The sequence below is a fragment of the Marinobacter sp. genome (assembly GCF_044799475.1).
Classification (GTDB): Bacteria; Pseudomonadota; Gammaproteobacteria; order Pseudomonadales; family Oleiphilaceae; genus Marinobacter.
Genome location: NZ_CP085217.1, coordinates 2,701,014 through 2,726,859, shown reverse-complemented (window position 1 = coordinate 2,726,859; position 25,846 = coordinate 2,701,014). Strand labels below are relative to the sequence as shown.

Sequence of the window (25,846 nt, the reverse complement as noted above, 5' to 3'; positions counted from 1 at the left end):
AGCGTCAGAATGGCATCTTGAATCCGGGGGGCAGCCCCATGCCGGACGCCATACCTGACATTTTCTCTTTCTGGTTCGCTTCCACCCGCCGTACAGCATCGTTAACGGCCGCTGCCAGCAGATCTTCAAGAATATCCTTGTCTTCACTCATCAGGGACGGATCAAGATCCACCTTGCGCACATCGTGCCGCCCGGTCATGGTGACCTTCACCAGGCCGGCACCGGCTTCGCCCACCACCTCGGTTTTGGCGATCTCTTCCTGTGCCTTCTGCATCTCTTCCTGCATCTTCTGAGCTTTCTTCATCAAATCGCCCATGCCATCCATAATCCGGCTCCTTAAACGTGAAACGTGTAAATGGATAAAAACTGTTCTGATGTGGATCCGGCAGACAAAAGCTATGGCTGCTCTGCCGGTCGAATACTGCCTTCGACTACCCTGCCCTCAAAACGTTCAACAATAGACTGCACCAGCGGGTCGGACCGGATTGCATCCTCCGCCGCCTGCTGGCGGGCCCGGCGGGCATTCTCTTCGAAGATCGCCGGGGTCTGGTGACCCGGACTGCCTTCGATCACCTCAAGCTGTATTTCCTCATCAAAGAAACCTGTCAGGGCTTCACGGATCATACCCCGATGGCGCGAGGTAAGCAGCCGCGCATGGCCCTGATCCAGGGTCAGGGTGACCTGGTTTTCATTCTTCTGAAACGCGGCATTGCTGGCAAGATTCCCGGGCATTCCGACCACACCCAGACTGCGGAAATCCCTGGGCCAGCTGAATTCCTCTGCTGCGACGGCAACCGGCTGTTCGATAGTGGCTGAGGCCTGTGAGGGCCGGGTTTCGGAAACTTCTTCAGAAACCGGCAGGCTGTCCACCCAGGCCGCCTGATCGCTGAAAGGAGGCTCCTCATCCGCCCTTGGCGGCTGGCCGGCCTCCTGGGGCGTCGCGGATTCTACACTGCCCCCGGATTCCGGTGCGGGGCCGTTCGCAGGTTCCACTGCCGACTCGGGTTCAGGCTCGGGCCTGAGAGGCTGGGCCGGCCCGGCGGAAGAAGGTTGCGCAGAAGAAGCGCTTTCCCGGGCTGGCTCATCCTTGCCCGCGGCTGTGGTCTTTTTTGCCGGGTCAGGCTCCTCACTGGCTTCCGCCCTGGCCCTGGGTGCTGCAGCCGCTGGCGGCTCACGGCGGTCGGCGCCGGGCCGGAATGCCAGCATGCGCAGCAGTGCCATTTCGAAGCCCATGCGGGCATCCGGGGTAATGGCCAGGTCCTTTCTTCCCATCAGGGCGGCCTGATAGAACAGCTGGGCATCTTCCGCACTCAGCTGCCTTGCCAGAGTCTGCACCTGATCGGCATCGCCCATGGCGTTGTCCGCCGTACCGGGAACCACCTGCTCCATTGTGACCCGGTGGAACAGGGACAGCAGGTCCGTCAGTATGGCGCTGTAATCCGGGGCAAACTCGGAAATACGGGCAATTTCCGAAAGCAGCGCCGGGCCGTCATTGTGGGCCAGGGTATTGACCAGCTGCGCAATGTCACGCTGATCGATGGTCCCGAGCATGCTGCTTACATCATTGCTGGCCAGTTTCTGATTGCCGTAAGCAATGGCCTGGTCGGTCAGGCTGAGGGCATCCCGCATGCTGCCGTCGGCGGCGCGGGCCAGCTGCCAGAGTGCCGGCTCCTCGAAGGGAATTTCCTCACTGGTCAGTACATGGCGCAGGTGCCCGGCAATATGCTCTGGTGTCATCCGTTTGAGATTGAACTGGAGACAGCGGGACAGCACGGTGACCGGCAGCTTCTGGGGGTCGGTGGTGGCCAGCAGGAATTTGACGTGTTCGGGCGGCTCTTCCAGGGTTTTCAGAAAGGCATTGAACGCCGGGGTGCTGAGCATGTGCACCTCGTCAATCAGATAGACCTTGAACCGGCCCCGGGACGGGGAGTACTGGACGTTATCCGTCAGCTCCCGCATGTCATCCACGCCAGTCCGGGATGCCGCATCGATTTCAATGAGGTCGACAAACCGGCCGTCCATGATCTCCCTGCAGCTGGAACATTCACCGCAGGGTCTGGGGGAAATTCCTGCTTCACAGTTCAGACAGCGGGCCAGCAACCGTCCGATGGTGGTCTTGCCCACGCCGCGGGTGCCGGTAAAAAGATAGGCATGATGCAGGCGCTGGTTCTCAAGGGCGTGAATCAGGGCCTGAAGAACATGCTCCTGGCCGACCATATCCTCGAAGGTTTGCGGGCGCCATTTGCGGGCGAGTACCTGGTAGCTCATGTAGAGTTCAACTGCTGCTGTAAATGGGCTTAACCTTAGCACGGACCGGCACGCAGAAGAAGCAGGGAGCGGCCTCAGGGAGCGTCAGGAAGGCACGTAAAGCCAGGGAGAAAAAGACAGCAGAATCAACCGGAATGCAGCCACAATCAGGACTGACCGATGTCTGGGAAAAGGCTCTTTGAAAGAAGGTTTCTGGAACAGGAGGGCATTCAAAAACTGGGGGTGACCCCACCAGCGACACTCCGGCACACGAATCCACCGCTGCGGCTGCTCCCTTCCGGGCCTGACCGGGTTCACGGTTTATCGTTGCGGAGGCACCGGCAGGGCCACCATAACGATCCGGGACAGACATCCCGAACACGGCGCGCATACTAGCAAGTGCCAGACCAGGTATCAATCCCCGGTTTCCAAAAGACCGGATTTGGCGGTGGCCAGCCACCTCACCCGCAGCGGCCTTTTACAGAGGCAGATTACAGAGGAAGAGCAACTTCATCACAGCGGAACCAGCAGGCCAGGCTGTGGCGGGTGCGCTGGGCGGTGAGGACTTCGTGGGGGATTTCCTCGCTCATGAAAACCGCCAGCCGCCCGCCTTCCGGCAACACGGTGGCGCAGATCTCAAGGGGCGACTCGCGGTTGAAGATCTGCAGGGCCCCACCATCTGTGGCCTGCCATGCTTCATTCAGGTAGAGCACCAGACTGACAACGCGGGAGGCGCGGCCCTGGAAACTGTCCAGGTGGCGTTTGTAGAAATCCCCCGGCTCGTAGGTGGCGTAATGGGCCTCGAAACGTCTCAGGCCAAGAAACAGGCGCTCATTCAGACCCCGCTGGAGGATGGCCAGCAGGCCGAACAGTTCCGCCTGGGGAGTGGTTTCGCCTTTGAGCCAGGCAATTCTGTCCCGGCGCACGGATCGGTCCTTCACATGATCCCGCCCCCGACCAACGCCAGCGGCCGCCATTGCATTGGCCTGATTCAGCGCAATCACCTCGTCCCGCAGCCAGGTCACCAGCGCAGGGGTCAGCCAGGCAAGGCCATCGAAAGTACCCCAGCCGCGCTCGCTCAGGTCCACCGCCAACAGATCCAGCAGGTCTTCAACGGCGGCTTCGGCCGGCAAAACCCGGGGCACAACTGAGATCAGGGCAGCCGGAGGCAGCAGGGAATCGGGTAATCTGGTGGCGTCCAGGGCAGGTCTCCAGTTGATTACCTGGAGTCTAATCCCATTCGGCTCTGGACGCGCGGGCTAATTTTGAGATACAGATACGGGAATACCACTAAAACCATTGCGCATATTATGAAGGTGCCTTTTTGACAACCGCCCCGGGCCAGTGGTCTTTCACCCGCTGGACGACTATCGGTCAGCTTGAGGCCATTGAGGTCCATCACCCCCTGTTCAGTGCCCGGCTGTTTCTGCAGGGGGCTCATCTGACCCATTTTGCCCCCACCGGCCAGCCGGGCTGGCTCTGGGTCAGTGACACGGCCCGTTACGAGACAGGACGGCCCATCCGCGGCGGCATTCCGGTCTGCTGGCCCTGGTTTGGCGACCCGGCCCGCAATCCCCCGCAGGTAAAACGGCGGATTCGCTCGAAGGCCGCCCATGGCTTTGCCCGCACTGCCATCTGGCAACTGGAGGATGTCCGTGAATCCGCCCATGATGTGGAAATCAGCCTGTCGCTGGACGCCAATGAGGATTTTTCCGGCGTATGGCGGGGCCGTGCGCGGGCCCTGCTCACCGTGGGCTTTTCCGTTGAAGGCTGTCAGCTGGCACTGACCACGTTCAATGCAGGGCACGATACCCTGGCCTTCACCCAGGCACTGCACAGTTACTTTCCCACCTCCGATATACTGGCCACCCGGATCAGGGGCCTGGACGGAGCCACCTATATTGATACCCTTGATGACTGGTGCCCCCGAATCCAGAAAGGGCCGGTGGAGTTTACTGGCGAGACCGACCGTGTGTACGAATCCGGCACCCCAATGACCATCGTTACCCCCTCCGGCCTGCGCAAGCTTATTTCGGCGGGCAGCGACTCCACCGTGGTGTGGAATCCCGGGCCAGAAAAGGCGAGACGATTGTCGGATTTCCCCGATACGGCCTGGAAGGCCATGCTGTGCGTCGAAACTGCCAATGCAGCCAACGATTATCGGGTGTTGAATGAAGGCCAGAGCCATACCCTGGCCCTGATGCTCAGGCGGGGCTGAATGCCGGCCGGCAACAAACAGAACAAAAACCATTTGTGTCAGTCGCAGTTCTCGGACCGGCAGACAAGGGAAACAGATGAGCGCTACGTCATTCCTCAAGACAAAACTCGTGCCCAGGGCTCTGAGTGATCAGATCGATCGCATCCGCAAGCCCACAGGCAGCCTCGGGTATGACCCCTGGGGTTACAACAGCGAGGTGATCAAACTCGGCCTGGCGCTGACCCAGCAGCTCTATGAAAAATACTTCCGGGTCCACACCGAAGGGGTTGAAAAGGTGCCCGCGGAAGGCCCGGTTCTGATCGTCGCCAACCACAGCGGCCAGTTGCCCCTGGACGGCGTTCTCGTCGGCTACGCGCTGGCGGCACGAGAGCACAACCCCCGCATGCCCAGAGCCATGATCGAACGTTTTTTTCCAACCGTGCCCTACCTGGGCAATCTGCTTAACGAAATGGGGGCGGTACTGGGCGACCCCATCAACTGCTCCAAGATGCTGGCCAACAACGAAGCCGTGATCGTGTTTCCGGAAGGCGTGCGTGGCTCCGGCAAGCTCTACAGGGACCGTTACCAGCTCAAACGCTTTGGCAATGGTTTCATGTACCTGGCCATGAAATACGGCGCGCCTGTAGTGCCAGTTGGCGTTGTTGGCTGCGAGGAAACCATTCCTGCCATTGCCAACATCAAACCTCTCGCCAGAGCACTCGGCGTGCCCTACGCCCCGGTGGCGCTGCCGGTGGTATTTCCTGCCAAGGTGCATCTCAATTTTGGCGACCCCATGTACTTCGATAACAGGGACCTGCCCGAAGAGCAGGTGCAGGAACGGGTGGAACAGGTGAAAGCGGCAATCAGCGAGCTGATCGACAAAGGCCTCAGCGACAGGAAAAGGTTGTTCTGATGAACCAGTCAAAGAGACCCCAGATACTCGTTACCGGCGCGGCCGGGGCACTGGCCCAGAAAGTCATCGCTTTGTTGCGGAATGACTGCAACCTTGTGGCTGTGGACTTCCGGGAACAGGTATACCTGGGGGACGACATCCCGTCGTACTGCATAGACTTCAACAAGCGTGGCTTTGAAGACCTGTACCGCCGCTATGAGTTTGACGGCGTGATTCACCTGGGGCGGATCATATCGAGCCAGGAAACCCGGATGCGGCGCTACAACGCCAACGTGCTGGGTACCCAGCGGATGCTCGACCTGTGCCACAAGTACAACATTCACCAGGTGGTGATTCTGTCCACCTACCATGTCTACGGCGCCGTGCCCTACAACCCTGCCCTGATCGACGAGGATGCGCCTCTGAAGGCCGCAGGCCTCAGCATGGACCTGATCGATTCGGTTGAGCTGGAAAACCTGGCAAACATCTCGCTCTGGCGGTTTCCGGAACTCAACATCACCATCCTCCGGCCCTGCAATATTGTGGGGCCGGGGGTTCGCAACTCCATCAGCACCCTCCTTGCCAGCCAGCGCGCGCCAGTGCTGGCGGGTTTCTCCCCCATGATGCAGTTTATTCATATTGATGACATGGCCGAGGCCATTGTGCTGGCATGGAAGAAGGGACAGAAAGGGATCTATAATGTGGCTCCGGAAGACTGGGTGGCCTATCAGCACGCCCTGAAACTCTGCGGATGCACCCGCATACCCATACCATCGATACCGCCGGTGCTGCCAAAGCTGATTCTGAAAACACTCAACCTCAGGAGTTTCCCTCCCTACCTGATGAGCTTTTTCAAATATCCGGTCGTGATCGATGGCCGGTTATTTGCGAAGGAGTTTGACTTCAGGCCCAAACGATCGTTAAAAGAGATATTCCGGTTCTACCGGGAAAACAAAAACCCGGTGTGAGACCAGTCCGGCCGTAATACCCGGCCCGGACTGAAAATTGCCGGGTTCAGGGAAGTCACAGGATGTGCGTGCCATGGTTACAGATTTCAGCCTGATCAGTCATTCGGCTGCAACATTCAGCTTTGTGCTGCTGGCGCTGCTCATTGCCAGCAAGTATCTGCGCCGTGATGCCGATCGTGCCCTCCTGCTTGCCTCAATCGTGTCCGCTCTCTGGGCCGGGTCTCTTGTGGCCCAGGGTCTATGGGAACAGCCCCCGTTTTTCGTGCGCTACCTGCTCGAGCTGTTACGGGATGCGGCCTGGATAACCGTTGTTTTCGCCCTGCTCCGGGACGGCGCCCGGAACTCGCAACTGGCCGCGCGGGCCCGCAACCTGCTGGGCGCCCTGGCCGTCATTCTGCTCTCCACTCTGGTCATACTGGGCACGCTGGAATATCTGATGGGATGGCAGCTGCTCACCGGCAAAACCAAGGTAGTGGGCCAGATCGCCCTCGCTCTGCTGGGGATCTGCCTGGTAGAACAGATATGGCGCAATTCCGTGTCCTTTGGACGCTCCAGCGTCAAGTACACCTGCATTGGCATTGCCGCCATTTTTATCTTTGACTTCTTCATGTACGCCGACGCCCTGCTGTTCGGGCAGATCTCCGATGCCTTCTGGAACGCCCGAGGCGCGCTCAATGCGCTGGTGGTGCCGCTGTTCGCGGTCAACATGATCAACACCCTGCGCCAGCCGGTAAATTTCCAGCTCTCCCGCAACGCGGTTTTTCATATTGGCACTCTGGTGCTGGCCGGTGGCTACATGCTGCTGGCGGCCGCCGGCGGCTATTACGTGAAAATTCTCGGCGGCGACTGGGGGAATGCCCTGCAGGTGCTTGTGTTCTCGCTGCTGCTGGTTTTTCTGGCAACCCTGCTTGCCTCGACCCGGGTGCGCGCCCGGATGATGATGTTCATCAGCCAGAACTTCTTCGACTACAAATACGATTACCGGGACGAATGGCTTAAAATGACCCAGGTCTTCGCACACCTGAGCGACGAGCCACCCCTTCCCGAACGGGTGGTACGCATCCTGGCGGGGCTGGTGGAGAGCAATTCCGGGGTGCTCTGGATCCGGGATAACGATGGCAACTTCATCCTCAACACCACCGTCAACCTCACCCCGCCGAAATACACAGCCATAGACGGCGAATCCGAGCTGGTGAGGTTTTTCGGGGAGCGGGAGTGGATCATCGATCTCGAGGAATACCGGCTCGACCCCATCAGCTATAACCTGCTGGAGATTCCCGACCCCATCCTGAAATTCTCCGACGGCTGGCTGATTATTCCCATGTACCTGGGAGACGAGCTCTACGCCATAACGCTGATCGGCACCGCCTACGCCCGGGTGGGGCTGAACTGGGAAAATTTCGACCTTGTCCGGGTGGTGGCGCGGCAGACCACCAACCTGCTGGCCCAGGCAGACGCCCAGAACAGGCTGTCCCGGGCCATGCAGTTCGAGGCCGTCAGCAAGGCCTCCGCGTTCATGGTTCACGACCTGAAAACACTCATCGCCCAGCTCTCCCTGATGGTGCGCAATGCGCCCAGACACAGGAATAATCCCGCCTTCATCGACGACATGATCCGCACGACGGAACACTCGGTACAGAAAATGTCCAATCTGGTGGACCATATCCGCAAGCCTGGCACAGACACCACCGACGCCCAGCCGATAGAACTCTGCGAACTGGTCAAAGAGCTGGCGGATCATTACAGCCGCAGCCCCCCGGTACCTGTAGTGAAAGGATGCGACCAGCCAGTAATGGTCCGGGCCGACCCGGAACAGCTGCGCAGCATCCTCGGACACCTCATCCAGAATGCAAAGGACGCAACCCCGCCGGAGGGCGAGGTGAGCCTGACGGTGAAGATCGCCAGCGACAGCGTCGTCCTGTTTATCCAGGACACAGGCTCAGGCATGACGGAGAATTTCATCCGGACCCGGCTGTTCAAGCCCTTCGAAAGCACCAAGGGACTCACTGGCATGGGCATAGGCGCCTACCAGGCCCGGGAATACGTGCGCCAGCTGGGGGGCAACATTGATGTCACCAGCCAGACGGAGCTGGGCTCGTGTTTTTCCGTGCGCCTGCCCCTGGCCCGCTCAAGCCAGCTCCAGACGGGGCAGAAAAAGACCGACGATGGGGCCGAGCCTGAACCGCCAGTTGAAACCACACCCGGAATAGCGCAGGCTGGAAACGACAAATGATTGACGTTTTTTCCAGAAATTGATCCCGGACATTGCAATGCGTCAATTATCGGTTAAAAATCGGAGAATCCCGAACTGGCGGGCCACATGACTAAAAGGATTTTGCGTCGTTGTGAGTAAGCGTATTCTGATCGTTGAAGATGACCCGGGCCTGCAGAGCCAGATGCGATGGTGTTTCAGTGACCAGCTGGAGGTCACTGTGGCCGGCGACCGGGAAACGGCGCTGGCGGCCCTGCGCCGGCTTGAACCGGAAGTTGTGACCCTGGATCTCGGCCTTCCGCCAGACCCGGGCGGAGCCAGCGAGGGTCTTGCCCTTCTGGAAGATATTCTGCGCCTTGCGCCACAGACCAAAGTCATCGTGGTCACCGGGCGGGAAGACAAGGAAAATGCCGTCAAGGCCATCGGCATGGGCGCCAGCGATTTTTACCAGAAACCCCTGGATGCGGACATACTGAGTTTTGTGGTCAATCGTGCCCTGCGCATCTGCGAACTGGAAAAGGAAAACCGCGAACTCACCAGCCAGACCAACCGCACCTCCATCAAGGGCATAGTGGCAGCCAGCCCCCAGATGCTTGCCGTGTGCCGGACCCTTGAAAAAGTCGCCCCGGCCGACGTCACCACCCTGATCACCGGGGAAACCGGCACTGGCAAGGAACTGCTCGCCCGGGCCCTGCACGACCTGAGCCACCGCGCCAGCAAGCCTTTTGCCGCCATCAACTGTGCCGCCATTCCCGAAAACCTCCTCGAAAGCGAGCTCTTCGGTTTCGAGAAAGGCTCCTTTACCGGCGCCACGGCAGGCAAAAAAGGCAAGATCGAGACCGCCAACGGCGGCACCCTGTTCCTGGACGAAATCGGCGACATGCCCATGTCCCTGCAGGCCAAGATGCTGCGTTTTCTTCAGGAACGGGTAGTGGACCGGGTCGGCAGCAACCAGCCGGTGCCCGTTGACGTGCGGGTCGTCTGCGCCACCCACCGGGACGTGAAACAGCTGGTGGACAAAGGCGAATTCCGGGAAGACCTTTACTACCGCATCAGCGAAATCACGCTGGACGTCCCTGCCCTGCGGGACCGTGACGGCGACGCCCTGGTCATTGCCCAGTCCCTCCTCAAAAGTCTGGGCAAGCAGATGGACCGCCCCCAGCTGTCCTTCGCGGAGGACGCCATAGCCGGCATCTGCCAGTACCCCTGGCCGGGCAACATTCGGGAGATGATCAACAAGGTGAAGCGGGCCATCATCATGGCTGAGGGCAAACGCATCACCGCAGAGGATCTTGAACTACAGTGTGACAGAGAGCAGGCCGATACCCAGCTCAATCTGCGCCATGTACGGGAGACCGCGGAATCCCAGGCGATCATGCAGGCTCTGCACGCCTGCAGCTACAACATGGCACAGGCAGCGCGCATGCTCGGGGTTACCCGGCCCACGCTCTACAACCTCACCGACAAATACAGGATAGAGACTTCTCCGGAAGCCGCCGGCGTCCCCAGCTCCATCTGAAGGGGCCAGGCCGCGGCAGACACAGCCGGAAAATCAGCAAGTCCCACAAAAGGGTTACAAGGAAGCTTTTCATGACCAAACTGCCTTACCTTCTTCTGGTTACCGCCCTCGCCCTGCCTCTGCTTACAGCCTGCGGTAACAAGTCAGAGGACTCAGACGCCTCATCCCACATCAGCCGCAGCGAAACCTACGCCGACCAGGGCCAGTACCGCTCGGCACTGCTTGAGGTAAGGAACGCCATCCAGAAGGATCCGGACAACGTCGCCCACGTGGTCCGGCTTGCGGAACTGTACCTTGACCTGGGCGCCGGCAGGCAGGCCTCAGACCTGCTCAGCCCCTGGCTCAGCGACCAGAGGGAAGCGGTCGCCCTTCCCCTCGCGGAAGCCTATGTCAAACAGGGCAAGCAGCTGTCTGCGATGGAAACCCTGGAACTTGCACGGCCAGACTCCCCCCGGGAGCAGACCCGCGCGTCGCTGGTCAGAGCCGAAGCTCTCAGGCTGGCCGGAGAAAAAGCGGAAGCCCTGGCCCTGTTCCGCAGTGTGCTGGATACCAACCCCGGCAATGTGGACGCCGTAGCCGGCCAGATACGCAGCCAACTGGATCTCAACCAGATCAGCAGAGCCCTGGAGACGGCCAGTGCATGGCTGGAGCAGCAGGGAGACAATGCCCAGGTCCTGTATCTGAAAGGTCTTGCGCACTACAGGCAAAACCAGCTGGATCAGGCCGCCGATACCCTGACTGACGGCGTAGCCGCGCTCCCCGCCTCGGATATCTTCCTGCCCGTGCGGCGGAATATCCTGACGCTGCTTTCCCGGACCCTTACCGAGCAGGGCAGAATCGCAGAAGCCCAGATCTACAACCGCATTCTGGCGGAAAATACCGGCAGTGACAGCCAGCAACAGGCCCAGGCAGCCCTGACCGCCATCCAGGAAGGCCGTGTTGATGACGCCCAGAAGACACTCCGCGACATCCTCGAGATAAATCCGGACAACGAGCGGGTCGCCATGATGCTGGGGACCCTGAATCTTCAGCAGGGCAATCTGGACGAAGGCGTCAGCCTGCTTACCGAAAATCTCGACCCGGAAACCACCCCCACACCTTTCATCCGGGCGGCCACCATGGCCCAGGTCGACAAGGGTAACCGGGTTGAAGCGCTGAAAACCCTGAAACGTTCCATCGAGGCGCGGCCGAAAGACATTGAGCTGCTGGCCATGCATGGCCTGGTTGCTTTGAGCCTGCCGGAGCATCAGCCGGAAGGTGTGGCCAGCCTCAGCAAAGCCCTGAGCATGGAACCAGACCGGGCAAGGCTGCGCCTGGCCCTGGCCCAGCATTACCTCAGGGAAGATCAGCCGGAGCAGGCCCTGGCCCAGCTTCGCATGGCCTTCACCTCCCAGCCAGCCGAGTGGTCCACCACCGGCCTGTATGTGGCGCTACTGCTCCGGGAAGGAGAAACCGCTGAAGCTGCGGAAATCCGTGATTCCCTGCTCAACGGCTATCCCGATGACCCCATGGCCCAGCTCATTGCCAGCATTGCAGACGCAGGCCTGGGCAGAACAGACGTGGCCATTGCACGGCTGGAGAACCTGGTCAGCGATCATCCGGAGCGCCCCGAGCCGATGATGGCTCTGGCACGCTTCTACGTTCAGCAGGGCAACAACGACAAAGCCATTAACAGCCTGATCAGGGCAGCGAAACTCACTCCGGATGCCATCCAGCCTTTACAGCAGGCCGGCCGGCTGTACGCCAGCAATCACTCCGTCGAAGAGGTTGTCTCCTGGCTCAAAAAGACCGGCGCAGAAAACCCTGAACTCAGCCACAACACCAACGCCCTCACCTCTCTGGTGCGCATCCGCCAGGGCAGGCTGGAGGAAGCCAGGGATCTGCTGACAGAAGCTGACCAGGACGATTCGCCACTGGTCCTCAAGAAAGCAAAGGCCCAGCTGCTGGCTGCCGAGGCCACCCAGGCCGCCAGCAATGAGAACTGGCAAACCGCCCGGGCCCGGGCCGCCGAGGCCGTTTCACTGCAGCCGGACAACCTTGCCTTTGCCCTGATGCCCGTACGCATCAGCCAGCTTGAAGGAAGAATGAACGAGGCCGCCGCCGCCCTCGACGAAGTGGAAAAAACCTTTGGCGCAAAGCCGCCAGTCGTGCTGCTCAGAACAGCCATGATCCGCCAGCAGAAGAACACTGGCGAGGCTTACGAATACCTCAGGGCTCAATGGAGGGAATCCGGAGACACGGGCCTCCTGCCTGGACTTGTCGCACTGGCAAAGGAAACCGAGCCAGCAGCCCTGGACGAACTGACCCTGGCCTGGGTCGAGCAGGCACCGGAAAACACCGGGGCCCGGATGGTGCGGGCGGAGTACCTGATGAATAACCAGAAAGACGCCCAGGCAATCGATGAATACGAATCCCTCCTGGCCCGCCAGCCCGAAAACGTGGCGGCCCTTAACAACCTGGCGTGGCTGCTCCGGGAGCGTGACCGGGAGCGCGCCATTACTCTTGCTGCCCGGGCCCGGGAGCTTGCTCCCGAAAATCCCGCCGTGCTGGATACTTATGGCTGGATTCTTTATCTGAACGGGCAGCAAAAAGACGCAGTGAAACATATTGAGAAAGCCCTGGCGCTGGCGCCTGATAACGCTGAAATTGCCGAACACCTGGAAAAGGCCAAACAGGGCCTGTAAAAACACTTCATGGTTATCGCAGGATGCGACAGGCATCCCGCGATAACCAGACCAGTATCCGTCGACAAATTTAACGCTCTTTCCCTCCCGCATCACAACCACGAACCTGCGAAATAGCAGCTGGCCCTGAACGCCCTGAGGCTCAGCCAGACCAGCCTCGCATTTATATCCCCCGCGCCGGCCGATGATCACAGTGTCAGACTAATTTACACCTTGTGTTTTCCGGGAATATTAACTTCATACAAAACAGGCTGTTGGGATCATGGCACAGAGCGTGCTTAAGAGAGAGTGCTAGAGGCCTTTCTGAAAGGCACTGAACTGATCCGACATGAAATATGGAGATAGGATATGAAAAACACATTTAAAGGAATTATGGGTGTAGCGCTTCTCAGCGCCTCAAGCCTGGCACTGGCTGTTCCCAGTATTGGCGGCATCAGCTTTTCGTCGCTACCGGGCACTAACTTCACCTTTGACACTACTGCCGATACGTTCGACTTTAATGACGTTGTTCCCAATGCCAGTGTCAACACTGTTGCCGGCGACTTCGCTGACTACTTCACACCGAGTGACCAGGTAACTTTCTTTGACTTTAACTACGGTGCGGGTTTTACCCCCCAGACCATCTGGTCAGGCACAGCCAGTGTTGGCACGAACTCGGGTACTCCGATTGCATTTTTTCTGGAGAATATTACCAGTGCCACCGAAACTAGTGGCGATGGACTCACTGAAGTAAAAATCACCGGATTGGGCAACGTCAATGACGGTACTGACGCGGTTAACGGTGCCTGGACCATTACGGCAAACTCAGGTGGAGGCACTTTCAGCTGGTCATCCACCACGATAGCAGTTCCTGAGCCAGGCACTCTTGCCCTGCTCGGCCTGGGCATTGCCGGTCTTGGTGCAGCACGTCGTCGCGCCAAAGCCTGAAGTTGAGTTAACTCAGCGCTTAAAAGTCAGCTTCGGCTGACTTTTTTGTGTCTGTGTTATAGCAATACCTCTCTCCCTGGTGACGGGCTGGCCACAAGGCAGTAGTCTACTGAACCGGAACGCAATCAGGCCCTGAAAACGATGTTACGGAAGATAATCCACCAGTTTCCCCTGGCGCGTCCCTACCTGATCGCAACAGCCATTGGCGTTGTGCTGTTTTTCCCCACATGGCTGCGGCTGGCGGGAGAATGGCTGGAGTGGGAACAGGTGATTGCCCACGGCCTGCCGACCTTTCTGATTTACCTCGGGCTGATCCTTTATCACCCTCCTATTCCGAACAGCCAAGTTACCCATGGTCTGTCACTGCTCGGTGGCATTGCCCTTCTGGCAGTTACCCTCGTGTGGGCCATGCTGGAACTTGTCCGAATTGATACCCTGGCCTATCTCATGCTGCCCGCTGGCGTGGGCGCTACTGTGTGGGCTCTTTTAGGCTTAAGGGCACTTGTCGCCTTCATCCCCTATCTGCTCCTGCTGAGCCTGTCCCTGCCCTTCTGGGCGGATCTGGTTCCACCGCTGGTCTCGCTGGCGAGCCTGGTGGTTGGTGACTTCGTCAGACTGTTCGGCATGACCGCCCTGATCGAGGGCAGCAGCATCACCCTGCCCTACGGCCGCCTGGTGATTGCGGACGGCTGCTCGGGCATTCGCTATTTCGCCATCTCCATCCTGTTGGCCATGATGACCTCCATTCTCAACGACTACCGCTGGAAAGGCTGGGCCATCACCCTGGCGGCAGGCATAGCCCTGGGGCTTCTGGTTAACTGGGTGCGCATTGCAGCTCTGGTGGCTATCGCCTACGAGACCAACATGGAAAGCAGCCTGATGGACGATCACGAAACCTTCGGCTGGCTGGTCTACGCCGTCATCGTAGGGCCCGCTCTGTGGTTTGCGCCCGTCCTGCGGCGTGATGGCAATGCTCCGGCTCATTCTCCGGAGCGCATACATCGCCGGGGACTGATTTTCGTGGCAGTTGCGTTTGTTGTCGGCACCGCGGGCATCACCATGGCTCACTCAGTGGGCAACGGCCATTCCCCATGGCATTTCTCAGGAGCCGGTTTCTCCGGGAGCACAGATTTGCCTGCACAGATCAGTGCCTCCAGCCTGCCTCTTCAGATCCGCCTCCCGGATAGTCTGGAGCTCAGGGCATGGCGCCTGCAGGATGGCGTGTTCGCCTCCCTTGTCCAGACACAACGCACCACCGCCGGCGACAAGCTTGTTCCCTACCTGCCAGCACCCATCGACCGGGACGAATGGAACCTTGAGTCAGAACACGCCAACGGACGGGTCAGCGTGTACCGGAACATCGCCAGCCGGAAGCAGGTGGCTTTCAGCAAGTGGTATCAGGTGGGAAAGCACCGCACCGACAGCTACCGGGAGGCGAAGCTGCTGCAGATCCCGGCCATCCTTTCGGGAGAAACGCGTTTTGCGATGGTGGTCCTTCAGGCAAGCTGCGGAAGCCGGTCCTGTGACCGGGCCGTTGCCACACTTGTCGAGCTTGAAGGCAACCTCGGGCTGGAAGCCCCCAAGCAGTAACTTGATACACCCGGAGCGAAGAGACAACCTGGCTGCCCAAAAGCGACAAAGCCCGAACTCCTTTTGCCGGCGCTCGGCCTTTGTTGTTGACCTGCCCCCTGAAATCCATGCCGACCAAAACCAGCCTGTCTCTTTTGTCACTTTATGCCTGAAGCTTCGCGATGATAGTCTTCGCCCGCGAAACGGCCTGGCGCTTTCTCACTCGTCATGGGCTGCGCGGGGAGACCACATCAAATCCTCTGTCACGAAATGCAAGCACTCGAAACGAAACGTAAAGCTGCAGCGCTGTTCACAATTCGTACAAAAATAAACAGCTAGAGTCGTCCCACTGTGTGAGCATGGCGACACTTTAGCGACTCGCCTGCGTCGGTTCGCTGCCCTTTTGAAAGGTTACGCCCCCATCATTCGTCAAAGCACTTGGAGTCCATTTTGTCATGAACCCTTATATATCCAGGCTATTTCTAATCTCTTTTGTTACCCTGGCCGGATCTGCTCTCGCAGCGCCGCCAGGCCCGCCTCCAGGGCTGGATGACTTGCCGCCGGGCCGCGTGAAGGAAAAAATTGAAAGCTTGCCTCCAGCCGCTCAGAAACAGGCAATGGAATGGCTCGAGAGACTTTCCATCCCAGAAGAAGACTACGAGAACCTCCACATTGATGATCAGGGCGGGGTGTTTTATGTAGACCCCCAACCCAACCTTGAGGAAGAGACCTCCAGCGGCACCGACACCGCGGAGTCACAGGGCTTGAGCCTTTCCGAAGCTTTCGCACTGCATAGCAACCCGGGCGCCAGCAAAGTCATTTACCTGGATTTTGACGGACACCAAATTTCCGGTACCGCCTGGAACAGCAGCGTCGATACATTTTACGCCGCGCCCTACGATAAAGATGGCAGCCCATACAGCTTCAGCCAGTCCGAACTGGACGCTATTGGAGCTATATGGCATCGGGTGGCCGAAGACTATGCGGCTTTCAATGTAGATGTGACCACTGAAGCCCCTGCTTCAATGGGGCCGGAAACTGGTCGTATCCTCATTACCAAAAGCGTCGATGAAAACGGCGTCAGCATGCCCTACAGCTCCGCCGGCGGTGTGGCATACATTGGTGTATGGGGAAGAAGCAACTACGAGTATTACCAGCCTGCCCTGGTTTATTACAACAACCTGGGCAGCGGTCACCCACCCTACGTGGCCGAAGCGGCTTCGCATGAGATGGGTCATAATCAGGGCCTTTCCCACGACGGCACCAATAGCGGCGGAACCTACTATGCTGGCCATGGCAGCGGTTTCACCGACTGGGCGCCAATCATGGGCAACTCCTATGGTGCACAAGTTTCCCAGTGGAGCCGGGGCGATTATACGGATGCCAACAACACTCAGGACGACGTTGCCATTATGATCGGCAACCTCACGGAACGTGCCGACGATCATGGCAATGAACCAAGCGCCGCCAGCATGCTGCAGTCAGACTCAACAGGCATCGTGGTTGCAACGAATCCTGAAAGCGACCCCTTCAATAATTACAGGGGCAATAAAGGCGTGATTTCCTATTCTGCCGATCAGGATTATTTCATGATTGATGCCGGTTCAGGTGATATCAGCTTGACCATTAACCCGGCCTGGCAGGCCTACCGTAACGACAACGGGCGGGGCGCGAACCTGGACATTCAGGCAGTGTTATGGGATTCCCAGGGGCAGGCGATACAAACTGCCGATACCCAGCAGGATACGTTCGCGAGCATTCAGGCAACGGTCGCTGAGGGTACCTACTACCTTGCCATCACAGGCGTCGGCGAGGGCTCCACCTACGATAACTATGCGTCCCACGGACAGTATTTTATTAACGGTAGCGTCCCCGTTTCTTCCGGTGACACCACCAATACCAATACAGCGCCGAAGACGTCCAACGACAGTGCCACCACGAAGGTTGATACCAGCGTTACAATCGATGTGCTGAGCAACGACACGGATGCGGATGGCGACACTCTCACTATTATTGGCGTATCAACGCCGAATTACGGCACTGTGTCTATCAGTAACGGCTCGATTACCTATACACCAGGTGGAGGTTATGTCGGCAGCGATAGTTTCAGTTACACCATTGACGACGGTCAGGGTGCGACCGCAACGGCACAGGTTGCGATAACTGTGGAAGACACCACTTCGTTGCCGGAAGTGCCTTCGGGCCTGGCGGCTCAGGATAACGCCAACGGCACTGCCAGCCTCAGTTGGACTGACACCGCCAACGAGAGCGGTTACGAGATCCAGCGGGAGAGCGAGCACAAGAACCGGAACTTCTGGAACGGAACCCAGATAATCGCGGCGCCCGGGGAGAATACCACGTCAATTGTAGACAGCAGCGGCAGCGGCACCTTCCGTTATCGTATCCGCGCGTTTAACAGTGCTGGCACATCGTCCTGGTCTGCATGGGTCATTGTTACCGTCACTGACGGAGCCAGCACCGATGACAGCGGTGACACTAAAGGAAACAACGGTAAAGGGAACAGCAAATAAGGGGGAGCAGCCTCTTTAATCATTGGCAAATAGAATCCCCGGGGCACGCTGCCACGCCATGTCCCGGGGATGCAAAGTAATCGCCCGAAGAAGTGGCCCGCCGTGCCTGCCATACGCTCCAGGGAAGCCGTAAAGTTTTTCGACAAGATAGTCGGAAATCGCATCCTGGCGATTTCTCCCAGCCATCAGTGGTCTGGGCATCCTTCACGGGGTGCATGGCCCGAAGAAAGACCAGGTGCACGGCATGTTGTCCTGATGTCATAGTGCCAGTCACAAAAGCAAAGGCCCCGCATAGCGGGGCCTTTGCTTACTTTTTGGACTTAAACTTGTCAGTTAGGCGATTTTTGTCTTCCTGCGCGCGAGGCTCAGACCGGCAAGTCCTAAGCCCAGCAGAACAAGTGTGCTAGGCTCGGGAACCGGAGTTGGACCTGGACCCGGCTCGTCAGTCACGTTTCCCCAAATAGCAATGTGCGAAATTGCACCGTTACCAAGCCAGAAATCCCTAAATTCGAGCGTTGTCAAACCATCCCAGCTCGAGATGTCAAAGAAATAGTACGCCGGTTCCTGATTTCCATCCTTTACAGCGGCGTAACACGAAGGACACACAATTGATGGTAAACCATTATTTGTAATATCTGCGCCGGTCGGTTCACCCGCTGTATCCAAAATCCAACTTGTCATGTATGAATCGGCAAAACTTGCGGTCGCATCTTCGCCCTCATCAAAGTCCTCTTTATAGTACAGCTCCAGGTCCAGCGAGATTCCAAAGGCATCCTTAATTAGCTGCTCTTCCATACTGGCGGAAGTCTCATTACTCGTTTGCACTCCCGTTGTGCCCGGGCTCAGCAATAACGCATGCGCGCTAAGAGAAAACATTAACACCGTTGCGCCCAGTATAACTTTTGGCAATATCGCAGATCTTTTCATTTTAGAGTTCCTTTCGATTCACTTTGCATTCCAGGGGGGGCTGTGAAAGCCCGGCACCGACTGAACTTTGAACTTCTTGCCTCGCATTCCGTCTTCATCACGATAAAGCATATTCCGTTCCAGTATTATGGAAGTCAGTGACAACAACAGCATAGGCATGTTCATAGTTCCTCTTTTTTTAAAGTTGTAAAAAAAGCTGACGTTTAGAGCCTGACCAGAACGTTTTTGAGCTAGGCTTTCCGAACCGGCGAGAGATCGTTGCGGAATTCGCTCATGGATTCTTCGGTTGAAAAAAATGGTTCTGGCTATCCATCAATGCCACCAAGCCGATTCCCAATCGGCCACTCTCCTCGCTAGGGTAGATGGCAGCTCCATCTCGTTAAGCGAGGTTGCCAGTCACAGGATCTACAGGACCAAGGCGCACAGGGGCTTGATCACTCAGTCACGGTGGATGGCTCAGAAACCAGCACCAAAATAACAGGACTTGCATCCTGCTAATGCGCGGCGTGGTGGGCTTTACCCGATCCCAAATTGACAACCTTCTGGTATCCAAGCTCTTCGGGACCACTCAGTTGGGTGGTTACAATCTGGTGACGAGAACGGCGCAATCTCCCACGCTTCGATGTGGGCGTCAGCGGAGACACAGTTGTTCCGGAACCGGCTTCTCTGGCCCTGCTTGGCCTCGGTGCAATCGGTCTTGGCACCGCTGCTCGGCGGCGCAGGGCGTAAGCTGAATGTAGTGCTGTAAAGCCAGCTTCGGCTGGCTTTTTTTGTGTCCGAAAACTGAGATTGGAGCAGGCAAGTCCAGCGGAGTATCTCATCTGGCTATAACCAGGCCACTTACATTCAAAAACGATACAAGTCTTACGTGGCAACATTCGGCTATCGCACCGATATTTTAAAGGACGGAAGTTTTCTAACCAAGGAAAGGTGACCGCATGTCGATCAGCAAAGTTCTGGTGCTTGGATGCATCTCTCTCATCATCAGTGGTTGCCAGAGCTGGCAATTTCGCGACGTTGATTCCCTTCCTCCGACTGCCGCCCTTCCCCAAACCAGTGAACCCGGAGTTGTCGAGGCACGCTACTGGAACAATGTCAGCGGGACCTCCGTTTCGTCTCTTACCACTCTTCCAGGCTTTCCTGAGAATCCAGACGAAATAATCCAACTCACAGAGTTGCGCGGACCGACCAATCAGGGCGACAGCTACGGTGTCCTCGTGCGAGGCTTTATTATCCCCCCCGCTGACGGCCAGTATCGATTTTTTGTTAACGGCGATGATGAGACACAGTTCTGGCTCAGCCCTTCCACCGATGCAGCTGGTGCCACCAAGGTCGCCTCGGTTCCCCGGTGGGCAAGCCTTGGGGACTATACAAAATACCCCGAGCAAACCTCGCAGCTCATAGAAATGAACTCGGGCCAGAAATACTACTTTGAAATACTCTTCAAAGAAGGTAGCGGAGCAGATCACTACTCGGTTGCCTGGGAAGGCCCTAGCCTCAGCCAGCAGGTGATTGAAAGCAATCACATTGCATCTCTCGGACAAGCGCTATATCCGGATGATCAAGCGACGAAAACAGCCTACTCGTTGGGATACCGGGTTGGCTTTTTCGATGGTTCACAGGACCTGTCATTCGACCCGGGTTACCCGCCGGAAGATAACGATCAGGATGGCCTCTACGACAGCTGGGAAGTGGCACACAGGCTGGATCCCAACAACCCTGCTGATAAGACGACAGATCCGGATGACGATCTGCTCACTGCCGCGGATGAATTCCTCATTGGCACAGCCGAAAACAACCCAGACACCGACGGCGATGGCATCCCTGACGGCGTTGAATTCGCTTACGGTCTCGACCCCCGAAACCCCGCTGACGCGCTCATGGATATGGACGCAGATGGATTCACCAATCTCGCGGAGTATCAGGCCGGCACAAGCCTTGACGATCCTGCTGATACCCCAATGGAGGAGCCAGTTTATCTGCCCGGCTTTGTTGGACAATATTTCACCGGAACCGACTTTGCGAACTTTGTCCGCACCCGACATGATGGGACCGTTAATTTCAGCTGGGGGACTGGTCAGCCGATGCCTGAGCTGCCAATTGACAGTTTTAGCATCCGGTGGAGCGGTCTGTTTACGCCGCCGCACACAAGCGGCTCAAGGGAATATCGGCTCACCACCCGCACAGACGACGGCGTGAGGCTCTATTTGGATGGCAATCCGGTCATAAATCAGTGGAGAGATCAGGGCGCAACGAGCTACAGTCATACTCTGGCGCTTGGTGCAAATAGCGAGGTGCCGCTAACAATGGAATACTACGAAAGTGGCGGAGCAGCAACGGCGCTCCTGACCATAACCGATCTGACCACTGGCGAAACCGTGTCGCAGGACACAGCGGTGAGGACCCCTGATCCTGCAGACACAAGCACTGCGGACAAAGACAGGGACGGAATTCCCGACACATGGGAAATCCGGCATGGACTCAGCCCATGGATCGACGATGCGTCCGGCATTTCAAACGCCCAGGGGATCACCAACCTCCAGGCGTTTGAATCCGGACTTGATCCCTGGACCCTCGAGCCGGTGGCAACTCCAAGCGATTCTCCAACCACCACGGAGCCAGCAGTTGAAGAACCTACGCGAGCCGCGGATGGAACAGCAACCCTTTCCTGGACGGCGCCCCTCACCAGGGCAGACGGCAGTTCCATCTCGTTAAGCGAGATTGCCAGTTACAGGATCTACTATGGCCAAAGCGCACAGGGGCTTGATCAGACAGTCACGGTGGATGGTTCAGAAACCAGCACCAAAATAGAAGGGCTTGCATCCGGAACATGGTATTTTGCGATTCAGGTTATAGACACAGATGGCCTGAAAAGCCCGTTATCCGAACCAGTGGAGCATACAGTTCAGTGATTCGCCGAAGGCAGAAACAACTGGCCCGGTGGCCCACTCCATCTAAAAGCGCCGTAAAAGTTCTCAACAGCGCTACAATACACTCACTGTGTTAGCTCAAACCCTGGCAAATGGGGTTTGAGCTGATTACACGCCCATAAACCAGTTCCGTGGAGCCTCTATTTTCAGATGTCCGCCAGTCTAAAGGTTGTCAAAAGCGCTGGCCTACTCCTAAGCCTCCAACTGGTTCAACGCGGTCTCGGCATTGTCAGTACGTTAATACTGGCCCGCCTGTTAACCCCTGAGCACTTCGGCATTGTCGCCCTCGTCACCATCGCCCTGCAGTTTTTTGAACTTCTGGTTGAAACCGGTAACCAGCAATACATCATTCAAAAAGAGCAGATCGAAGATGCCGACCTGAACACCGCCTGGAGCATGGACGTCGCGATCAAAACCGGCATGGCCCTGCTCATCATCGCCTCCTCCTCCACCGTTGCCGACTATTTCGAAACCCCGGAACTCGGAGCTGCCCTGGCCGTCGCAGCCCTCGCCCTTCCCATCCGCGCACTGAAAACTCCCGGCATGATGCTGCTTGCGCGCAACATCAGCTATCGTCCGCTGTTCCGCCTTACGCTCTGGCAAAAAGGTCTTTCCTTTATTACCGTGGTCACCATCGCCTTTATCCATCCCAGCCATTGGGCCATCATCATTGGCACCCTGGTTTCGGCGGTCATAATGGCGGTGGGATCCTACCGGGTTCACTCATACCGGCCGAGTTGGACTCTGGCCCATATGCGCAAACAATGGCAATTTTCCCAATGGTTGCTGATGCGCGGCATTGTCGGCTTCACCCGATCCCAAATCGACAACCTGATGGTGTCAAAATTCTTTGGCACAACGCAGCTGGGGGGCTACAACCTGGTGCGTGAAGTCAGCCTGTTACCTGCACTCTCGGCAATCATCCCCATGAGCGAGCCCCTCCTCGCCGCCATCGCGCAGGGCAAGCAGGATGCCGAGGTACTCGCCTACCGCATAAGGCTCAGCCTGGCGTTAATGATCACGGTTCTTACACCCATCACCACCTTCATCATGCTCTACCCGGAACTGATCGTGACCGTTCTTCTTGGGGATAAATGGGAGCCTTACGCCTCACTGCTGCGGCCTTTTGGCCTGTTCTTCTTTACCTTCAGCCTGTTTTCGCTGATCAGCGACGCAGTCATCGCCCAGGGTAAAGTCAAGGCGCTCTTCTGGTTCGATGTGGCCTCAACCGCTGTTATCATTTGTGTGCTTTTGCTCACAGGCACAGATGCACTGGAAAACATGGCCTGGACCCGGGGATGGCTGGCTGTCACAACGACCATCGTCCTGTTGGCCCTGCTTAACCGCTGGGCGTCGTTCAATCCGCTGCGGCTGGTCTGGCTTTGCCTGCCGACGCTGGTGGCAAGTGCGGTAGCGGGCGGCCTTGTCGCGGCTTTGCAGTTGGCGCACCTGCCGAACCTGGGCGAGTTTCTGCTTCGTGGATCAATTTTTGTGGTGTCAGCCACCTTATTAACAGTCGCAATGGCGTCCTGGCTGCTAAAACACAGCGAGGAATGGGCGCAGCTGCGCTCGATGCCTCGTGAGCTGCGCACATAAAAAGCAACAGACAGGCAGATTGGCAGAACCTGCTCCGAATCAAGATCCAGCTTGCGTTAAGGATGGCACCACGATGACAAAAAACGGACACCGAACCCGAATTCTCCACGTTACCTTCAATATGGGTTTCGGGGGTACGGAGCAGGTCATTCGCCAGCTGGTCAGCCATCTGGACCCGGCACGGTTTGAATGCGAAATCGCCTGCATCGATGGCGAGACCGGGGCCATCGGCCAGGCGATGCAGGAAAAACAGAACATTGTTATCCATGCCCGTAAACGGGCGGAAGGGCTGGACTGGGCCACCATTGGCTGGCTACGCAAACTGATCAAAGCCGGCAAATTCGATGTAGTGCATTGCCATCAATATTCGCCCTACAGCTATGGCTGGTTCGCCCACTGGGGAACGGGTGCCAGGCTTGTATTCACGGAGCACGGCCGCTTTCATCCGGACCAACACCGCAAGAAGGCCCGTTTCATAAATCCGATCATAGCCCTTACGACCAGTCACCTTGTCGCCATATCCAGCGCCACCAGGGACGCACTCGTCGAATACGAATACATGCCCAGGAACAGGATCGAGGTCATCTACAACGGCATCGCCGGCCTTGAAGCCGACAGCGAGCGCCAGGTTGCGCTTCGGTCCAAACTGGGAATCCGGCCCGACGAACAGGTACTGGGCACGGTCGCCCGACTGGACAAAGTCAAAAACCAGAAACTGATGATCCATGCCATCCGTACGCTCATGGATAGCGGTCAGAAGGTCCGGCTGCTACTGGTGGGAGACGGCCCGGAGCGCGATGCCCTACAGGCACTCGCCACCGGTCTGGAGCTTGAGGCGGCAGTTATTTTTACAGGCTTTCAGTCACAGCCCGCCGACTACCTCAGTTTGATGGATGTCTTTCTTTTGCCCTCCTTCACCGAAGGCACCTCCATGACACTGCTTGAAGCCATGAGCCTGGGCATACCCACCGTCGCCACCCGCGTAGGTGGAACCCCGGAAATCGTCACTGACGGCGAAACCGGCATTCTGACTGAAAGTGACAACCTGGACGAGTTCACCGGCGCACTGAAGCTACTGCTTGAACAACCGGCCACACGGGAGCAGATGGCGAACAAAGCGAAAGACCGATTCAGCGAACGCTTCTCAGTGGCTCAAATGGTTGAGCAGTACCAGAAGCTTTACGAGATCAGGCGCCCAGAACCGACCGCCTTATGACCGAAAACTTGCAAGCCGTTCTGCGATCAGTGCCCATACAAACCGATACTCCACCCAATAACGCTGACCAAACCAGAGCACCAAAAGAGTGAACGCGCCATAACAGAGAACAAAAACGGTCCCCAGCACTAATAACCGGCCGTTGCCCATCGTCTTCAGCAAGTCGGGTTCCAACAACCCTGCCAGCCAGGCACTCAATGCCGCAACCGCAAAGATGGGAAGCCAACGGCACACTACCGTAAACAGAGGAAGGCGAATCTGTCGGCTCAGATACCAGTAAAACCCACCCACCAAAGCAACAGCCAGCCAGGCCCGGTAGGTCACGAACTCCTCAATGTTACTGTTGCGTACCCAGAACAGCACCATGATCAGCATTAATAAACTGCCGGCCTCGAATACCATCAGTGCTTTCACCCGCCCCAGCGCCGTAAAAACCTGCGTGAGTATCTGGCTGAACGCCATGGTAAAAAACACCAGCATCAGCGGAGGCAATAATGGATAGGCCGCAACCCACTGGCTGCCAAACATAAAATCGATAAAAGCCTCAGGCTGGGCCGCCATGAATACCGTAATTGGTATCGCCAACAGCGCCACAGCCAACAGAACCTTCTGCAACTGAAGCCGGAAGATGTCTGGCCGATCCCGGTTTTGTGATAAGGGCACCAACAATGGCTCCACAGCGGGCCAGATAACATCGTTACTGGGAATCACAGAAAGGTTCCGGGTCAGATAGAAAGCCCCGACAGCTTCGTCTGAAAACAGGCGTGTCACAAAAAAGACATCCACCTGGGCTTTGGCATAACCTAGGTTGGCTTTTATCAACAGCCAGCGGGAAAACCACCATTGTTCCCGCCACGCCACACAGGTAAAACCGGGCCGAAACGGGTGCACCAGGTAAGAGCCGATGGCCATGACGGATGCCGCAACCAGATCGCCAATGACCAGCGCCCAGTAAGACTGAAACACCGCAGCGATGCTCAGAGTCACCACAAAGGCGACCAGTTTCTGAAAAATCAGCAAACGCGTGATGGCGCCATACTTCAGGGTACGCTTGAGCAGAAACAGGCCGGGACTGCGCACAGCATTAAGCAATAGGGTAAAAGAGACAACATGCAGCACCGGGGCGAGGCGGTCGTCCTCGTAGGCATCAGCAATCCAGGGTGCGGCGAGATTCAGCACCACAAATACAGTGCCCTTAAGAGCGATATCTAACGTCCAGGCACTGTTGGCATCGGCGTCGCTGACCGCTGTTTTACGGATCAGGTAGGGCTCGCTTCCACTGGTAGACAAGGCATCGCAAAAATAGAGCACTAATGCCGAAATGGCGACTACAACGAAGTCTTCCGGCGTCAGAAGCCTTGCCAGCACAATGATGCTGATCAGGCCCAAAGCCCGCTGAAAAGACTTTGCCACCAGCAATAGCGAACTGCT

At 57.5% G+C, this 25,846-nt stretch carries 18 protein-coding genes and 1 other RNA gene; 13 read left to right on the top strand and 6 right to left on the bottom strand.

Translation table 11 applies throughout. From position 1 onward, the window contains the following. Positions 1-4: 4 nt before the first annotated feature. From LG327_RS12605 to LG327_RS12590, 4 genes are all read right to left on the bottom strand, one after another. A complete protein-coding gene (locus tag LG327_RS12605; protein WP_404369407.1) occupies positions 5-328 on the bottom strand; it encodes a YbaB/EbfC family nucleoid-associated protein in 324 nt (107 codons plus the stop codon). A 68-nt stretch (positions 329-396) separates the two neighbouring features. Beyond that, a complete protein-coding gene (gene dnaX, locus LG327_RS12600) occupies positions 397-2,268 on the bottom strand; it encodes a DNA polymerase III subunit gamma/tau (protein ID WP_404362284.1) in 1,872 nt (623 codons plus the stop codon). Between the two features lie 226 nt (positions 2,269-2,494). Next, an RNA gene (gene ffs / locus LG327_RS12595) (signal recognition particle sRNA small type) lies at positions 2,495-2,591 on the bottom strand. Between the two features lie 147 nt (positions 2,592-2,738). Next, positions 2,739-3,392: a 2OG-Fe(II) oxygenase gene (locus LG327_RS12590; protein WP_404362282.1), complete on the bottom strand. Its 654-nt coding sequence runs from the start codon at positions 3,390-3,392 to the stop codon at positions 2,739-2,741. Between the two features lie 179 nt (positions 3,393-3,571). On the opposite strand from LG327_RS12590, the gene LG327_RS12585 reads away from it, so the two are divergent. From LG327_RS12585 to LG327_RS12545, 9 genes are all read left to right on the top strand, one after another. Next, a complete protein-coding gene (locus tag LG327_RS12585) occupies positions 3,572-4,465 on the top strand; it encodes a D-hexose-6-phosphate mutarotase (RefSeq protein ID WP_404362281.1) in 894 nt (297 codons plus the stop codon). Positions 4,466-4,541: 76 nt separating this feature from the next. Continuing rightward, positions 4,542-5,357 (top strand): lysophospholipid acyltransferase family protein, encoded by an 816-nt coding sequence (locus tag LG327_RS12580; protein WP_404362279.1) that lies wholly within the window; start codon positions 4,542-4,544, stop codon positions 5,355-5,357. Continuing rightward, a complete protein-coding gene (locus tag LG327_RS12575; protein ID WP_404362277.1) occupies positions 5,357-6,304 on the top strand; it encodes an SDR family oxidoreductase in 948 nt (315 codons plus the stop codon). The genes LG327_RS12580 and LG327_RS12575 overlap by 1 nt, the downstream gene beginning before the upstream one ends. Positions 6,305-6,377: 73 nt before the next feature. Further along, positions 6,378-8,537: an XrtA/PEP-CTERM system histidine kinase PrsK gene (gene prsK, locus LG327_RS12570; RefSeq protein WP_404362275.1), complete on the top strand. Its 2,160-nt coding sequence runs from the start codon at positions 6,378-6,380 to the stop codon at positions 8,535-8,537. Between the two features lie 112 nt (positions 8,538-8,649). Then, positions 8,650-10,035 carry a PEP-CTERM-box response regulator transcription factor gene (prsR, locus tag LG327_RS12565; RefSeq protein ID WP_404362274.1) on the top strand — a complete coding sequence of 462 codons (1,386 nt, stop codon included), beginning with the start codon at positions 8,650-8,652 and terminating at the stop codon, positions 10,033-10,035. 71 nt (positions 10,036-10,106) lie between these two features. Continuing rightward, positions 10,107-12,719 carry a tetratricopeptide repeat protein gene (locus LG327_RS12560; RefSeq protein WP_404362272.1) on the top strand — a complete coding sequence of 871 codons (2,613 nt, stop codon included), beginning with the start codon at positions 10,107-10,109 and terminating at the stop codon, positions 12,717-12,719. Between the two features lie 348 nt (positions 12,720-13,067). Continuing rightward, positions 13,068-13,646, top strand: a complete 579-nt coding sequence (locus LG327_RS12555) for a PEP-CTERM sorting domain-containing protein (RefSeq protein WP_404362271.1) — start codon at positions 13,068-13,070, stop codon at positions 13,644-13,646. Positions 13,647-13,787: 141 nt separating this feature from the next. Further along, on the top strand, positions 13,788-15,236 hold the full coding sequence (locus LG327_RS12550) for an exosortase/archaeosortase family protein (RefSeq protein WP_404362269.1): 1,449 nt from the start codon (positions 13,788-13,790) through the stop codon (positions 15,234-15,236). A gap of 596 nt (positions 15,237-15,832) precedes the next feature. After that, on the top strand, positions 15,833-17,746 hold the full coding sequence (locus tag LG327_RS12545) for an Ig-like domain-containing protein (protein WP_404362267.1): 1,914 nt from the start codon (positions 15,833-15,835) through the stop codon (positions 17,744-17,746). Between the two features lie 333 nt (positions 17,747-18,079). On the opposite strand, the gene LG327_RS12540 is transcribed toward LG327_RS12545, so the two are convergent. Continuing rightward, positions 18,080-18,673: a PEP-CTERM sorting domain-containing protein gene (locus LG327_RS12540; protein ID WP_404362266.1), complete on the bottom strand. Its 594-nt coding sequence runs from the start codon at positions 18,671-18,673 to the stop codon at positions 18,080-18,082. Between the two features lie 624 nt (positions 18,674-19,297). On the opposite strand from LG327_RS12540, the gene LG327_RS12535 reads away from it, so the two are divergent. The 4 genes from LG327_RS12535 to LG327_RS12520 all read left to right on the top strand — a co-directional run bounded on the left by LG327_RS12535 (position 19,298) and on the right by LG327_RS12520 (position 24,415). Continuing rightward, complete coding sequence (locus LG327_RS12535) at positions 19,298-19,402, top strand: PEP-CTERM sorting domain-containing protein (RefSeq protein WP_404362265.1); 105 nt, start codon at positions 19,298-19,300, stop codon at positions 19,400-19,402. 209 nt (positions 19,403-19,611) lie between these two features. Next, complete coding sequence (locus tag LG327_RS12530) at positions 19,612-21,585, top strand: PA14 domain-containing protein (protein ID WP_404362263.1); 1,974 nt, start codon at positions 19,612-19,614, stop codon at positions 21,583-21,585. A gap of 168 nt (positions 21,586-21,753) precedes the next feature. After that, a complete protein-coding gene (locus LG327_RS12525; protein ID WP_404362261.1) occupies positions 21,754-23,199 on the top strand; it encodes an oligosaccharide flippase family protein in 1,446 nt (481 codons plus the stop codon). 73 nt (positions 23,200-23,272) lie between these two features. Next, positions 23,273-24,415 carry a glycosyltransferase family 4 protein gene (locus LG327_RS12520; protein WP_404362260.1) on the top strand — a complete coding sequence of 381 codons (1,143 nt, stop codon included), beginning with the start codon at positions 23,273-23,275 and terminating at the stop codon, positions 24,413-24,415. Here LG327_RS12520 and LG327_RS12515 read toward each other — a convergent pair. Continuing rightward, positions 24,410-25,828 (bottom strand): oligosaccharide flippase family protein, encoded by a 1,419-nt coding sequence (locus LG327_RS12515; protein ID WP_404362258.1) that lies wholly within the window; start codon positions 25,826-25,828, stop codon positions 24,410-24,412. The two genes, LG327_RS12520 and LG327_RS12515, sit on opposite strands and share 6 nt — an antisense overlap. Positions 25,829-25,846 lie beyond the last annotated feature (18 nt).

Bases quoted from the DNA above. Each gene is read 5' to 3' on its own strand.
- dnaX (WP_404362284.1), bottom strand. From the start codon at position 2,268: ATGAGCTACCAGGTACTCGCCCGCAAATGGCGCCCGCAAACCTTCGAG.
- LG327_RS12580 (WP_404362279.1), top strand. From the start codon at position 4,542: ATGAGCGCTACGTCATTCCTCAAGACAAAACTCGTGCCCAGGGCTCTG.
- LG327_RS12575 (WP_404362277.1), top strand. From the start codon at position 5,357: ATGAACCAGTCAAAGAGACCCCAGATACTCGTTACCGGCGCGGCCGGG.
- prsK (WP_404362275.1), top strand. From the start codon at position 6,378: ATGGTTACAGATTTCAGCCTGATCAGTCATTCGGCTGCAACATTCAGC.
- LG327_RS12560 (WP_404362272.1), top strand. From the start codon at position 10,107: ATGACCAAACTGCCTTACCTTCTTCTGGTTACCGCCCTCGCCCTGCCT.
- LG327_RS12555 (WP_404362271.1), top strand. From the start codon at position 13,068: ATGAAAAACACATTTAAAGGAATTATGGGTGTAGCGCTTCTCAGCGCC.
- LG327_RS12550 (WP_404362269.1), top strand. From the start codon at position 13,788: ATGTTACGGAAGATAATCCACCAGTTTCCCCTGGCGCGTCCCTACCTG.
- LG327_RS12545 (WP_404362267.1), top strand. From the start codon at position 15,833: ATGGAATGGCTCGAGAGACTTTCCATCCCAGAAGAAGACTACGAGAAC.
- LG327_RS12540 (WP_404362266.1), bottom strand. From the start codon at position 18,673: ATGAAAAGATCTGCGATATTGCCAAAAGTTATACTGGGCGCAACGGTG.
- LG327_RS12530 (WP_404362263.1), top strand. From the start codon at position 19,612: ATGTCGATCAGCAAAGTTCTGGTGCTTGGATGCATCTCTCTCATCATC.
- LG327_RS12525 (WP_404362261.1), top strand. From the start codon at position 21,754: ATGTCCGCCAGTCTAAAGGTTGTCAAAAGCGCTGGCCTACTCCTAAGC.
- LG327_RS12520 (WP_404362260.1), top strand. From the start codon at position 23,273: ATGACAAAAAACGGACACCGAACCCGAATTCTCCACGTTACCTTCAAT.